At 42.7% G+C, this 14,477-nt stretch carries 11 protein-coding genes; 7 read left to right on the top strand and 4 right to left on the bottom strand.

Annotated features, from left to right (window positions below):
* Positions 1-42: 42 nt before the first annotated feature.
* Positions 43-2,646: an EAL domain-containing protein gene (locus tag L2764_RS14565; protein ID WP_248940979.1), complete on the top strand. Its 2,604-nt coding sequence runs from the start codon at positions 43-45 to the stop codon at positions 2,644-2,646.
* Positions 2,647-2,766: 120 nt separating this feature from the next.
* On the top strand, positions 2,767-2,946 hold the full coding sequence (locus L2764_RS14560; RefSeq protein ID WP_248940978.1) for a hypothetical protein: 180 nt from the start codon (positions 2,767-2,769) through the stop codon (positions 2,944-2,946).
* A 396-nt stretch (positions 2,947-3,342) separates the two neighbouring features.
* Here L2764_RS14560 and L2764_RS14555 read toward each other — a convergent pair whose 3' ends face one another.
* The 4 genes from L2764_RS14555 to fadI (L2764_RS14540) form a co-directional block, all read right to left on the bottom strand.
* Positions 3,343-3,999: an SGNH/GDSL hydrolase family protein gene (locus L2764_RS14555; RefSeq protein ID WP_248940977.1), complete on the bottom strand. Its 657-nt coding sequence runs from the start codon at positions 3,997-3,999 to the stop codon at positions 3,343-3,345.
* Between the two features lie 54 nt (positions 4,000-4,053).
* Positions 4,054-5,364, bottom strand: coding sequence for an acetyl-CoA C-acyltransferase FadI (fadI, locus tag L2764_RS14550; RefSeq protein WP_248940976.1), 1,311 nt, complete (start codon positions 5,362-5,364; stop codon positions 4,054-4,056).
* A 415-nt stretch (positions 5,365-5,779) separates the two neighbouring features.
* Positions 5,780-7,909 (bottom strand): fatty acid oxidation complex subunit alpha FadJ, encoded by a 2,130-nt coding sequence (gene fadJ / locus L2764_RS14545; RefSeq protein ID WP_248940975.1) that lies wholly within the window; start codon positions 7,907-7,909, stop codon positions 5,780-5,782.
* A gap of 5 nt (positions 7,910-7,914) precedes the next feature.
* Entirely contained in the window at positions 7,915-9,225 is a 1,311-nt protein-coding gene (gene fadI / locus L2764_RS14540; protein ID WP_248940974.1) for an acetyl-CoA C-acyltransferase FadI, read from the bottom strand.
* Positions 9,226-9,456: 231 nt separating this feature from the next.
* Between fadI (L2764_RS14540) and L2764_RS14535 the strand changes: the two genes are divergently transcribed.
* The 5 genes from L2764_RS14535 to L2764_RS14515 all read left to right on the top strand — a co-directional run.
* Complete coding sequence (locus tag L2764_RS14535; protein WP_248940973.1) at positions 9,457-10,413, top strand: AAA family ATPase; 957 nt, start codon at positions 9,457-9,459, stop codon at positions 10,411-10,413.
* A 14-nt stretch (positions 10,414-10,427) separates the two neighbouring features.
* Positions 10,428-11,396 carry a DUF58 domain-containing protein gene (locus L2764_RS14530; RefSeq protein ID WP_248940972.1) on the top strand — a complete coding sequence of 323 codons (969 nt, stop codon included), beginning with the start codon at positions 10,428-10,430 and terminating at the stop codon, positions 11,394-11,396.
* The gene (locus L2764_RS14525) at positions 11,396-11,911 is read left to right on the top strand and encodes a DUF4381 domain-containing protein (protein WP_248940971.1); all 516 of its coding nucleotides are present in this window, start codon (positions 11,396-11,398) and stop codon (positions 11,909-11,911) included. The genes L2764_RS14530 and L2764_RS14525 overlap by 1 nt, the downstream gene beginning before the upstream one ends.
* Positions 11,905-12,927: a vWA domain-containing protein gene (locus L2764_RS14520; RefSeq protein ID WP_248940970.1), complete on the top strand. Its 1,023-nt coding sequence runs from the start codon at positions 11,905-11,907 to the stop codon at positions 12,925-12,927. Before L2764_RS14525 ends, L2764_RS14520 begins: the two co-directional genes overlap by 7 nt.
* Positions 12,927-14,477 (top strand): vWA domain-containing protein (locus L2764_RS14515; protein WP_248940969.1); only part of this gene is annotated, 1,551 nt, incomplete at its 3' end. The genes L2764_RS14520 and L2764_RS14515, both read left to right, overlap by 1 nt.

Genomic DNA, 14,477 nt, shown 5'->3' with positions numbered 1-14,477 from the left:
GATGAATATAATTCCCAAGCCATTATCAAGTTAAATAATTACTTGTTAATCGGCGGTATCGAAGGTATTAGCATAGTCTCTCCAGGTGAAATAGAAAGTAATATTAGTAAAAATAGTTCCTTTAATACTGATATTAAAGATTTTTTAATTTTAAACATTAAAGAAAAAGTCGGTAACGGGATCCTAACCTCTTCACTCAACAGCACAACAAACATCATCCTAAAACATTCCGATTACCCATTTACCTTTGAATTCAATACCCCAGGCACAGCTTACCGAGCCATCGAATATTTTTATCAAATGCAGGGTCTTTCCGATACTTGGATTTCAACCCAAGGCAATAATTCGGCGACCTATACCAACCTGTCCCCTGGCCACTACACCTTCCATGTCTATGCCGTCGATCCTATCAGTGGTAATCCGGGACCCACCCGCAGCCTAGGTATCGATATTACCCCTCCTTGGTGGTTATCTGACAAGGCAAAGGTGCTGTATTGCTTAGCCATATTACTTTTATCCCTGCTAATGATTAAAACGGCCATTCGGCGCCGAGACATTCAGCGCCGTATCATAAAGAGCGAAGAAAGATTAAAACTGTCACTTTGGGGCAGCGGCGATGAAATGTGGGATTGGGACATTAAAACAGATAAAATATACCGCTCAAATATTTGGGGCGATCTTGCTTTCCCAATCGATGGGAAAAGAATGAGCCACGCTGATGAAATCAGTAACATTCACCCTATGGATCTGCAAAGAGTCAATGAGGCGTTAAATGCCCACCTTGATGGACAAAGCGCCCATTTTGAGGCCGCCTATCGCGTCCAAGGCGCACAAGATAATTGGATTTGGATCTTAGACAGAGCCAAAATTGTCGAGCGGGACGATACAGAACAAGCCTTACGCATGACGGGCACCATCAAAAACATCAGTCACTTTAAACAAACCGAAGAGCAATTAAGGCTATTTGAACGCGCCATTCAAAATATCTCCGAAGGCATGTTTATTCTCGATGAACATTTTACCTTCGTTGAAGTCAATCAAGCTTGCTGTCACTTATTAATGCATTCGAAAAATGATTTCTTAGGCGAAGTATTAACCTTTGAGCGCTACCCAAAAAGCTTTTCAGAACAAATAAAAAGTATTTTACAACAGCAAGGCCGCTGGAGCAGCGAAATTGAAACCATTCGCAGCAATAAAGCCATTTTTTTAATGGCCCTGAGTATCGATGCTATCTATGACGAACAAGGTCAATTATCACACTACGTCGGCATTTTCTCCGATATCTCTAGACGCAAGCAGCAAGAAGAAGAGTTAAGGCAACTCACCAATAATGATGTATTAACCCACTTGCCTAATCGCTCCAACTTAATGGTCACTCTCGGTAATTTAGTCAAACGGGACTCCCATCACACCTTAATGGTACTGGATCTTGATAACTTTAAAAAGATTAACGATTCTATGGGTCATCAGGTAGGCGATCAACTCCTTGTCATGGTCAGTAAACGTATCAAAGACTCTGTGCCCTATCAAACGGGTATTTATCGCCTCGGCGGCGATGAGTTTGCCATTTTAGTGGATAATAATCCCGATATCGGTTCGAGTGCCATCATAGCGAAAAATGTAATCGAGAGTTTTAACTCCCCTTTTGAGCTGAACAGCGAGCGCGTCGTCGTCGGTCTCAGTATCGGTATCGTACTTTATCCCGAAGACGATCAACATGAGCAAGCTCTATTGAGAAAAGCCGATATCGCCATGTACCATGCCAAGTCGGCAGGCGGTAATCGCTATCAATTTTATTCAGAGTCTCTTAATCGCAATGCCATACGCCGCTTAGAAGTCGAAACCTTAATTCGTGAAGGCTTAAGAAACGACTTGTTTGAGGTTTACTACCAACCTAAAATAAAACTCTCAACAGGAAAAATCATCGGCATGGAGGCTCTTGTTCGCCTCAATCATCCCGAACACGGAGTCATTCCCCCCAATGACTTTATTCCGCTTGCGGAAGAAAATGGCTTAATCATAGACATAGGCGAGCTGGTCTTAAAGAAAGCGTGCTTTGCCACCCAGCAATGGCGTATTCAAGGCCTCTTTAATGGCAGGGTTGCGGTTAATTTATCTTCCAAGCAATTTGCCTTGCCGGATCTCCAGCAACGCATCGCCTCCATTTTGCATTTAACCCAATTGCCCGCCATTAATCTTGAATTGGAAATTACCGAAGGCACGGTGATCCACGACCCCGAAACCGCCATCAATGTGATGCAACAGCTCAACAAGATGGGCATTAACCTTGCCCTGGATGATTTCGGTACAGGCTATTCATCCTTGTCTTACTTAAAACGGTTTCCGATCCACAGCTTAAAAATAGACAAGGCCTTTATCGACGATATCGATAAATCAGATAAAGACTTAAAAATGGTCGACTCCATTATCACCATGGCCCATAACATGGAGCTGACCGTGGTTGCTGAAGGGGTCGAGCACAGCTCCCAGCTGAATATTTTAAAGGCACTCAAGTGTGAATATATTCAAGGCTATATCTATGATAAACCTATGCCAATGAAACAATATACCCAAAGATTAAAAGAAGAAAGCCCACATATAACCCAAAATAATGTCATCAATAACACTTATACACTAACCCCCTAAAGCTAACAAATATGAAATGACAACAAATAACAAACATGGCACAACATATGCTTTACTTTAGTCAGTTAAAATACGTCAATAAAACACATAACAATATAATAATTATATTAGGGATATCACATGAACATATTATTAAAAATCGTCCAAGTTAACGCTATTATCACCATTTTAGGTTTTTCTTCTACCGCCTTTTCATCGGTCAACACCCAAGACATGATATCTAAAGTAGATAACCACCCTGATACTCATGAACAATGCAATCATCCCATTATCAGCAGATTTCCTATTGTCATTTTCTAACTCAACGTCAACATATCGACTTTTATAAAATCAGAAAGGTATTTTTTATATTGTTTCTATATAAGCTATTTACTGTATAAGATAAAACTCATTCATTATCTTATACAGTAACATTATCATGTTTCATTGATTGACACTCAGCGATCTCCAGACCCCCTTCCTTTAAAAAACTCCATCTATGACACCATAATTATTTAAATTAAAAACAAGTGCCTAATAACGACACGATGCTAATCATCATTATCGATTAAGCCGTTTAGTAAACCATTCATGTCAATTATTCGTCATCAAACTAAGTGAACAAAATAAATGCGTCAAAAATATAACCATAAAATAAAAAGTAATGCTATGAATAAATCATTACATTAGAATTCGCTTATTATATTGAGTCCATTATTAGTCTAACTTTATCAGCTTCTTTATCTCAGGTAATAATGCCTTAGCTAAAACGGTATTTTGAACCTTATCTAAATGGACACCGTCAACCTGACTCGAATGGATCACTTGATTTGAATCGAAGAAATGACACTCCTCAAATTCACAAACCCAACCATAATTTTCTGCTAATGCTTGGGATTTTGTCTCTGCGCCTAAAAAAGAGGAAGAAAATAAGCCTATTCCATCGCGAATTGAAGGGGGAGAAATGACTAAAATTTGGGGTACTCCCCCTTTGGGACCAACATTGGATAATTTGACCAATTTAACAAGGTTTCTCATTCCCTTGGCCACATCCGTAGCCTGCAAGCCTAAGTGTCCTTTTAGATCATTGCTCCCAAGCATCATAATAACAAGATCAATGGGCTGATGACTTAATAAACAAGGAGATAAATATTTAAAACCATTACGATCAGGCAAAAGAGGATCATCAAATACTGTCGTTCTGCCGTTTAATCCTTCTTCGATAACCCTGACGTTATCGCCGAGCAATGTTTGTAACTGCCCAGACCAACGTTCAGTTTGTTTATAACGTTGAAATATCATGGTTTTTAAATCAACCCCATTAGGAATACAACCCCAAGTAATTGAATCACCATATATCAAAATTGTTTTCATTACTGATTTCCTTCCCTTGATACTGACCATGCAGTCACTGGGTCACCTCAATGATCACTCAGCCTCTACCACCATTGCAGCACCTAAGCCACCAGCAGAACAAATAGCGGCGATCCCTAATCCCCCTCCTCTTCTTTGTAACTCTCGACACATTTGAGTAAGAAGTTTAGTCCCTGTTGCAGCAAAAGTATTACCGTAAGCTAAGGTTCCCCCGAGCACATTGAATCGATCCATATCAATGGTGCCAACCGCCTGTTTACGGCCTAAATAATCTTGAGCAAATTTCTTCGATTCTAGCATCTTAATATTCGCCAACACTTGAGCTGCATAGGCTTCGTGCATTTCAATTAGCGTCACATCACTCAATTCAATCCCCGCCCTTTGTAGTGCTAACGGTATGGCATAAGATCCGCTACTGTACATATTCTTCCAAACATCGACCCCAGTAAAGGCATAACTTTTAATATAGCCAATCGGCTGATAACCTAGTGTTTTTGCTCTCCCCTCACTCATTAATAACACAGCAGACGCACCATCACACAAAGCAGGACTATTTGCAGCAGTCACGCTGCCATATTTTCGATCATAAATAGGTTTATGTTTATCGTAATCTTCGAGAACAGAGTCGTGACGCACACTGTTATCATAATCAATAAAGCCACAAACTTCTGGCGTTCGTGCAAGCATAACTTCATCTCTTAGTTTTCTTTTACGCCATGCGTATGCGGCTAATTGATGAGACCGATGTGAAAATGCATCTTGCTCACTTCGACTAATATTATACGTTTTTGCCATTTGTTCCGCTGTCTGTCCCATATAAAGTCCAGTGGAATACTCCTTAGGCGTCGGAACATGAGGCATTAAATCTTTTAATCTTAATGTAGACAAAATAGATAATCTTTGTCGAAACCCTCTCGCATTACTCAGATCAATTAACGCTCGTCCACATTGTTTAGACACACCAATAGGCAACACCGAAGTTGAATCAGCACCACCTGCAATACCAATATTAATATTTCCTAGCATAATCGATTCAGCTACGCTCACTGTGGCCTGTAAACTGGTCGCACAAGCTCTACTCACACTATATGCATCAGTACTTGCCTCCATCGATGTACCCAGTACAATTTCTCTGGCTATATTAGGAGCCGTTGGCATTTGAATCACTTGCCCATAAACAAGTTGCTCAATCGCCTCTGGAGCAATGTTTGAGCGGGAAAGTAACTCAAAAACCAGCATTTTCCCCAGCTCCAAGGCCGAAAGACCATGAAAAGCCGTTGCTTGTTTAGCAAAAGGAGTTCGTAATCCAGATACAATAGCAACCCTCTCCCCATTCGCGTTACTCACTCGCTGTTTTTCTCTCATCGTTATTCCTCTAAAGCATGTCAATACACTTTAAAGCTTTAACCTCATTCAAACCTACATCTCAAGTATGAAAAGTGACCTAGACAGATCGCTATAAATCTCAAAAGACGTACTACTTTAGGCTGTATTGATGATGAAAGTATGCGAAAAAAGAAAAACAACTGACATTAAGATGATCCATACCACCTTTACTCATGCTACAACTCAAACGGACACATAATAAAAAAGCGACGCAAATGCGTCGTTTTTTTAAATTGATAGCGCTTAATGATTATTGAGATCAAATGCCCAATACTCTAACTTAGGGCTAATACTTAGCACTCTAACTTGGGACTATTGAGCATCCAAATGATAGCGTCAAATTATTTCCCCTAACGCATTCTCACCATGATCACTTTACACCATCACCTACACGTTACAGTTCAAAAAATCGGCTTTTATTCTCTGCCATGTCAACCAACATTTGACAAGGTTCAAAGCGATCGCCAAATTGCGTTCTATAATCGTTAAGAATAGACACCAACTTACCTGCACCTAGTGTATCAATATAGCGGAAAGGTCCACCTAAGAATGGAGGAAAGCCAATACCAAAAATAGCGCCGATATCCCCATCTCTAGGACTGGCAATAATGTTCTCTTCTAAACAACGCACCGCTTCATTGAGCATTTGAACCACACAACGCTGAGAAACCTCATCGATACTGGCATTGGTACCCGGCACCAGTCCCAAGACTTGATAAACACTCTCATCAACTTCTTTTTTCTTCTTTTTGGCTTTGCCTTTACTGTAAACATAAAAGCCTTTTTGGTTTTTACGACCTTTTCGATCATCAGCCATCAATGCATCAAAGGCCGCTGGCGCTTTAAAACGCGATCCCAATTCTGCCTCTAAAATAGGCGATATTTTAGCCCCTACATCAATACCGACTTCATCAAGTAAGGTCATAGGACCCACAGGAAAACCAAATTTAACCAACGCCTTGTCTAAATGTTCAATACTTTGCCCTTCTAACAGTAAAGCCGCCGCTTCATTCATGTATAAGGCTAAAATACGGTTCACATAAAAACCCGCTCCGTCTTGTACCACAATCGGTGTCTTACCTTGCTTACGGGCGAAAGCCACCGTGGTCGCTATGGTTTCTGGAGAGGTTTTAGCATGAGCAATGACCTCTACTAATGGCATTTTTTCAACAGGAGAAAAATAATGTAAGCCAATCACATTTTCTGGACGACTGGCTGCCTCAGCAATTTGGCTGATCGGTAAAGAAGACGTGTTCGATGCAAAAATCGTCGACTCTGAACACTCACGCTCAATATCTTGCACCATTTGGTGTTTAAGCGCCAAGTCTTCAAACACCGCCTCAACCACAATATCAATATTTTTAACCCCAGTAAAATCCGTACTGGTAGTCATTAGTGACATGATATTATCACGCGCTGCAGGCGTCATATGTCGCCGCTTCACCCCTTTATCCAGTAAGTTATAGGCATAAGATAAGGCATTACTGAGGCCTTTTTCGTTGATATCTTTAACACGAACAGGAATTTTAGCTTTGCTCGTGGTCACAGAAGCGATACCGCCTCCCATTAACCCACCGCCCAGCACCATGGCTTTTTTAATCTCTCTGGGCTGAACATCACCCGCGCCAGTTTCTTTCTTCATTTCAGTGGTCGCAAAAAAAAGGCTGCGTAATGCTTTCGACTCTTCAGATACCACCAGTTCTGAAAATGACTGCGCTTCAACGACTAAGCCTTTGGTTAATCCTTTCGCCATTCCTTGACGCACACAATGGATAATTTTCGCGGGTGCAGGATAATTACCTTGTGTTTTTTTAGCCACTTGCTTGCCAGCTTGATCGAAAATAATGTTACGGCCAATACTCGTGCCTTCTAACACCCGTTCCATCATCGTCTTTTGCTTTTTGACCCTTTTTTTGCCCTTAAGGGCCATTTTTACTGCGGTTTCAAGTAAAATAGACTCAGGGACAACATCATCCACTAACCCCATTTTAAGAGCTTGTTTCGGCCTGACTTGCTTACCTGTTAGCATCAAATCAAGAGATTTTGCAATGCCGACCAATCTCGGTAATCGTTGCGTCCCGCCGCCACCCGGCAGTAAACCCAGCTGAACTTCGGGTAATCCCATTACGGTTTTTTTATTGTCACTGCAGACTCTTTGGTGGCAAGCCAACGCTAACTCTAAACCGCCGCCTAAACACACACCGTGTATCGCTGCCACAACGGGGATGTTAAGCCCTTCAAGTTCATTGAAAACCACATGCCCATCTGAAGATAGTATTTTTGCATCTTTCGCCGTGCGACAAGCATCTAGCATGCTAATATCGGCGCCCGCAACAAATGAATCTTTCTTTCCTGAAACCAGCACTAAGCCTTTTATTTGACTATCGCTTTTTATCTCAGTAAGCACATCATTAATTTCAGGAGCAAATTCGGCTCTCAAAGTGTTCATCGTCTCACCCGGCACATCCATGGTTAATATGGCAATACCATCTTCGCGGCGCGTTAAATTAAATGTTTTTGTCATCAGTATTACTCCACTTCCACTATCATGGCAGTCCCTAAACCCCCTGCCGCACATGCTGTTGCTAATCCAGTACCGCCACCTCGTCTTTTCAACTCTCGACAAACTTGCGTCACCAGACGTGTGCCTGTCGCGGCAAAAGGATGTCCATAAGCCAAAGAACCGCCCAGAACATTAAATTTACTCATGTCAATCTGACCAATGGCGCGGTTACGGCCCAACTTTTCTTCGGCAAACTTCTTAGATTCGAACATCTGCATATTCGCAAGCGATTGAGCGGCGAATGCTTCATGCATTTCAATCAAGGTTAAATCCTCAAGCTCCATTCCGGCTCTTTTTAATGCCAATGGAGTGGCATAAGAGGGACCCATTAACATGTCTTGCCACACATCAATGGCACAATGCGCATAACTTTTGATGTAGCCTAAGGGCTCATAGCCTAACGCTTTTGCATGGCCTTCACTCATCAACAGTATCGCCGATGCACCATCGGTGAGTGGCGTACTATTCGCTGCTGTCACGGTGCCATGCTTACGATCAAAAGCAGGACGTAACTTGACATAAGATTCAAGTTTAGAATCCGTGCGAATATTATTATCTCGGTCAATGAAATGTTTATAAGGGGCAACATGAGCCGTCATGACTTCGTCATTAAGCTTGCCCGCATCCCACGTTTCAGTCGCTAACGTATGCGATCGATGCGCCAATGCATCTTGATCGCTGCGGCTAATATTATACGTTTTTGCCATTTGTTCAGCCGTTTGCCCCATGGAGATCCCGGTAGAATATTCCGTAACCGCGGGCGGCACAGGCAATAAATCTTTGATGCCAAGACGACGAAAAATAGCCAATTTCTGTGAAAAAGTACGGGCTTTATTTAAATCAACTAGCGCATGGGCCAGTTTTTTAGACACACCAATGGGCAAAACAGAGGAAGAATCAGAGCCGCCTGCGACACCAATATCCATATTGCCGGTCATAATAGACTCAGCCACACTAATCGTTGACTGAAAACTGGTTGCACAAGCACGGCTCACACTATAAGCATCGGTGTGCACATTCATTCCCGTGCCCAGAACAATTTCTCTAGCAATGTTAGGCGCTGCTGGCATCTGCACCACTTGCCCAAAAACAAGTTGCTCAATTAATTTAGGGTCCAGATCAGAGCGAGTGATTAATTCATTTACAACCATCTTCCCCATATCCAGTGCAGAGACACCATGGAAAGCTGTCGCCTGTTTTGCAAAAGGCGTACGCAGGCCTGATACAATTGCAATCCGCTCGCCTCTGGCGTTTGTTACCTGTTGTCTATCACTCATTTGTCGCCCTCTCTCATTCATCTTATCTAAAAAAAACCTAAATCTTCTATATCCTTGCTCAAACTATTTTCATACTCTAAACAGGTCAGACCATCAAAGTGGACTCTGATTCTACCCCCTAAACCATAAGTTTTAAACACTTGTTCATCTTTTAACACTAGCCAAAGACTAGAAAAATTATTTATCATAGGGGCCACTAGGGATTTTAATAACAAATAAATGAGTATCATCATGCCTTTAAGTCGATTTCATGCACTACGCGATTACTTAGATAGCGTCATTCTTGGACAGCCCGCTCTAACTGAAAATTTACTCATCGCCTTAATTGCCGACGGACATTTATTAGTTGAGGGCCCGCCAGGGTTAGCAAAAACCCGCGCCGTTAAAGCATTATGTGAGGGCGTTGAAGGGGATTTTCATCGCGTCCAATTCACCCCCGATCTTTTGCCTGCCGATCTCACCGGAACCGATATTTATCGTGCCCAAACAGGGACTTTTGAATTTGAGTCAGGGCCTATTTTTCATAATTTGATCTTAGCCGATGAAATTAACCGCGCACCGGCAAAAGTCCAATCTGCATTATTGGAGGCCATGGGTGAAGGACAAGTCACAGTCGGGAAGCACAGTTATCAGTTGCCGGATTTATTTCTGGTCATGGCAACCCAAAACCCGCTTGAAAATGAAGGCACTTATCCGCTACCTGAGGCACAATTAGATCGTTTTTTAATGCATTTAAATCTTGACTATCCCGACGCTGAAACTGAATTAAAAATCATGCGTATGTCACGTAAAGAAGCGCTCAAGCATGAAACGCCTAGCGTATCTCCCATTAGCCAGAGCGATATTTTTGCCGCACGCGATCTCGCCTTAGAGATTTATCTTGCAGAGCCATTAGAGCAATACATCGTCAATATCATTATGGCGACAAGGCAACCCGAGGCTTACAGTAGTCAACTGAGTAGTTGGCTAGAATACGGGGTGAGTCCAAGAGCCAGCCTGTCGTTAGAACGCTGTGCCCGTGCCCGTGCCTACCTTTATGAAAGAGATTTTGTTTCTCCTGAAGATATTCAAGCCGTAGCGCCCAATGTCTTAAGACACCGACTGTTACTCAGTTACCAAGCCCAAGCTGAAGGTGTCACCCCTGATAGCGTCATCGAGCATATTCTGTCTCAGGTCGCGGTACCTTAAAGATGGGATTGAGTATGGGAATGCCTCAGAGGAGCCGAACCAACACGGCAAACACATTGAAGGACAAACTGCCTCTATTTTCAGATGGGGTACATTTGACAGAAAAAGAGTTATTAGCCTGTCAAACCTTAGCTTACGCCCTGCCTGAAAAACGTGACCGTGCTAAAGCCAATTTAGCCGGCCATCGTGCCAGTGCCATTAAAGGCCGAGGCATGGAATTTGCCGAAGTCAGACAATACCAGAATGGCGATGATGTGCGCACCATTGACTGGCGCGTCACTGCGCGCACAGGTAAAACACACACTAAATTATTTGTCGAAGAGCGTGAGCGTCCTATTTTAATCTTACTTGATTTGAGCCATAGCCTTTACTTTGGTTCCAGCTTGTTGCTCCAATCTGTGCAAGCGGCACATTTAGCCACAACATTAGCTTGGAGTGCAATACAACATGGCGATAAAATTGGGGCTTTAATCGCGACAGAGCAAGTCCATGTAGAGCTTAAACCTCGCAGTCGCCAACAAGGCATTTTGCAACTAATCGCCAGTGTAAAACAAATCCATCATGATCAACTATCTCAATTATCAACACAAAAAATTGATCCTGAACATATGTTTCATGCTTGCCAACGATTACGTCGATTGGCTAAACCCGGTTCATTGATTTGGATTATCAGCGATGGCAGTCATTTTACTCCGTCATGCCTCGCGCCTTTATCCGATCTCAAACGTCACTGTGATATGGGAGCGTTCTTAATTACCGATCCCCTCAGGCAAGGTAAATTGACGTTACCGAAACAGTTTCAACTGCCGGTGATTGAAGGCAATAAAAAAATATTGCTCGATAGGAACGGTTACGATCAATGGCTCTCATCACAATTAAGTGCACAGGCCGATTTTACCAATATGATGGAACAACTTAACGTTAATACCCGTTCAATCGATGCGGGCCTGCGTCTCAATGAGCAGCTAGGAGCATTAAGATAATGTCTGTAACCCCTAATCCGGCTCTTGCCAATCTTAAGGATATTCATCTACCCAGCGCCATTGGTGATTGGCCATTTGCTTATGGCTATTGGATAATCATCGCTATCGCCTTAACTCTGCTGTTGATGATCGCCTTTTACACCCAAAAACATTACCAATGCACAGCCGCAAAACGTGCAGCATTGCAACAGCTCGCACAATTAGATCCTGAGGATGTTTATTATGCCATTGAAATAAATGGTATTTTAAAAAGAGCGGCAATGAGTTATTTACCGCGTGCCCACGTCGCAGGGCTTGAAGGACAAGCTTGGTATAACTGGTTAAATGCACAAGACAATATCCCTCAACTCAGTCAACTACTCGATACCCGTTACCAACAAGAGGCATTATCCCCTTCTGAACGGCTAATCCTCAAGAAATTGACTAAAAAATGGTTATCAAGTGCATTGCCATTAACTCAAACTGCAAAAAATAACCCACCAACCGAATCAACCTCAGGGGAGTCCTTATGTTAACCTTAGCTTGGCCATGGTTACTCATTTTACTGCCACTACCTTTTATTATTCGAAAAAAATCTCGCTCAACGGAAAGTGGTGGGCATCTTCATTTAACCGGTATTGAACCGCTATCCGTTCAAGCATCTCCCCTAAAACAGAACTTGACTCGTAAACGTTACTGGCTCATGTGGGCTTTATTGATCTTGAGCATATCTCGCCCTTTATGGCTGGGCGATCCCATTGATTTACCCACCAAAGGACGAGATTTAATGCTCTCTGTCGATCTCTCTGGCAGCATGCAAATTGAAGACATGAAAGTGAATGGTCAAAATGTGGATCGCTTTACCTTAGTGCAGCACGTGCTCAGTCACTTTATAGAAAGGCGCAAAGGCGATCGTATTGGGCTAATTTTATTTGCTGATCATGCCTATTTACAATCACCACTCACGCTAGATAGACGCAGTGTGACACAATTTTTAATCGAGGCCCAAATTGGTCTTGTCGGCAAACAAACCGCCATAGGTGAAGCCATCGCTTTGGCCGTCAAACGTTTTGATAAAGTCGATAAAAGTAACCGAGTACTCATTTTATTGACCGATGGTTCAAACAATGCTGGCACCATTAGTCCCGATAAAGCCGCCGCCATTGCCGCCAAAAGAGGCATAACTATTTACACTATCGGTGTTGGCGCCGATGTCATGGAAAGACGCACCATTTTTGGTAAAGAGCGGATCAATCCATCAATGGATCTTGACGAAGTTCAACTCAAGTCTATTGCAAGTACCACCCATGGCCGCTATTTTAGAGCGAGAAGTCCTGAAGAATTGGAACAAATTTATCAAGAAATCGATAAGCTTGAACCGATCAGCCGAGATCAACTCACCTATCGTCCTCAATTAGAATTGTTTTATTGGCCATTAGGTTTCGCCTTACTGATGAGTATCGTGTTAGCGCTGGGTTATTTACCTTGGTTTAACCGATTGACATTCCAAAAAGACTCCAACAAACATACCGCTCCAGAAGGAAAGCTGTGATGTTACATTTTTTACGTCCAGAATGGTTTTTTGCACTCTTGCCTTTAATCGCCATTCTCTTATTGCTTTGGAAAAATACCAGAGCGAGCACCACGTGGGAACGTTATATTTCTCCCCATTTAGCAAAAGTGCTTGTCAGCTCTTCAGAAACAACCCAGAAGCACCAGCTAAAAATATTAACCTTAACCTGGCTCATTGCCGTATTGGCCTTATCGGGTCCAGCATTCACTAAAAAAATCCTGCCAGTCTTCCAAACCGATCAAGGACGAGTGCTCGTCATGGATATGTCTTTATCCATGTATGCCACAGACTTAAAGCCTAATCGCCTCTCACAAGCTAAATATAAAGCCACCGATTTTCTCAATGCTTTAACCGAGGGAGAAACCGCATTAGTGGCTTATTCTGGTGACGCTTTCACTATTAGTCCACTCACCCGAGATACTGCCACACTATTGAATTTATTACCGACTCTGTCACCAGCCATCATGCCCGTTAGAGGCTCGAATGTATCAGCCGGCTTAGCGTCAGCAAAAGCATTACTGACTCAAGCTGGTCATGTAAAAGGGGATATCATTTTATTCACTGATGGCATTGCCCGTAACACGCTTAATGAGGCCAAAGAGCAATTGTCTGGCACCCAGTATCGCCTCGCCATCATCGCGTTTGGTACCAAACAAGGTGCACCAATTTCATTGCCCGATGGCCAACTTTTACGAGACAATAGCAATCAAGTCGTGATAGCCAAAACCGATGATTCGTTACTGAGAAAACTCGCTAATGCCAGTGATGGCACGCTGATTATCGCTCGACCTGACGGAAAAGACATCGAGCAACTCAAAAACTGGCTTTCTCATACACAAGCGGCAAAAGCCACTCAAGTTAGTGGTGAAACGTGGCAGGATTTAGGGCCTTTTATTGCATTACTGCTACTCATCCCTGCACTATTGAGCTTCCGATATGGGTTAATCTGCGCCTTGTTCTTAACCGGCTTTTATCACGTAAACCCCGTCCAAGCCAGTACTTGGGATGATTTATGGAAAACGCCTGATCAACAAGGCATGCAAGCTTATCAAAGCGAGAATTTCAGCCTTGCTGCTGAAGATTTTGAACACAGTCAATGGCAAGCAAGTGCACTTTATAAAGAAGGTCAATTTGATAAAGCGCTTGAGATTTTCAAGCAAGATAACACCGCAACAGGGCTTTATAATCAAGGGAACGCCCTGATGCAATTAAGCCAATACGGTGAAGCCAAGCAAAAATATCAAGACTCACTGACTAAAGCCCCTAATCGTGACAATACCAAGATCAATTTAGCCTTGGCCGAACAACTTGAAAAACAGCAAAGCCAGCAGGACAAACAAGACCAACAAAGTCAGCAGGACAAACAAGATCAACAAAGCCAGCAGGACAAACAAGATCAACAAAGCCAGCAGGACAAGCAAGATCAACAAAGCCAGCAGGACAAGCAAGATCAACAAAGCCAGCAGGACAAGCAAGATCAACAAAGCCAGCAGGACAAGCAAGATCAACAAAGCCAGCAGGACAAGCAA

The organism is Shewanella surugensis, assembly GCF_023284005.1.
Taxonomy (GTDB): Bacteria; Pseudomonadota; Gammaproteobacteria; order Enterobacterales; family Shewanellaceae; genus Shewanella; species Shewanella surugensis.
Note: the sequence above shows the minus strand (reverse complement) of the source record. Positions and strands in the feature narration are given on the sequence as shown.

Excerpts from the sequence above, each read along its gene's own strand:
- fadI (WP_248940974.1), bottom strand. The coding sequence starts at position 9,225 with ATGAGTGATAGACAACAGGTAACAAACGCCAGAGGCGAGCGGATTGCA.
- fadI (WP_248940976.1), bottom strand. The coding sequence starts at position 5,364 with ATGAGAGAAAAACAGCGAGTGAGTAACGCGAATGGGGAGAGGGTTGCT.
- L2764_RS14535 (WP_248940973.1), top strand. The coding sequence starts at position 9,457 with ATGCCTTTAAGTCGATTTCATGCACTACGCGATTACTTAGATAGCGTC.
- L2764_RS14555 (WP_248940977.1), bottom strand. The coding sequence starts at position 3,999 with ATGAAAACAATTTTGATATATGGTGATTCAATTACTTGGGGTTGTATT.
- L2764_RS14560 (WP_248940978.1), top strand. The coding sequence starts at position 2,767 with ATGAACATATTATTAAAAATCGTCCAAGTTAACGCTATTATCACCATT.
- L2764_RS14520 (WP_248940970.1), top strand. The coding sequence starts at position 11,905 with ATGTTAACCTTAGCTTGGCCATGGTTACTCATTTTACTGCCACTACCT.
- L2764_RS14530 (WP_248940972.1), top strand. The coding sequence starts at position 10,428 with ATGGGAATGCCTCAGAGGAGCCGAACCAACACGGCAAACACATTGAAG.
- fadJ (WP_248940975.1), bottom strand. The coding sequence starts at position 7,909 with ATGACAAAAACATTTAATTTAACGCGCCGCGAAGATGGTATTGCCATA.
- L2764_RS14525 (WP_248940971.1), top strand. The coding sequence starts at position 11,396 with ATGTCTGTAACCCCTAATCCGGCTCTTGCCAATCTTAAGGATATTCAT.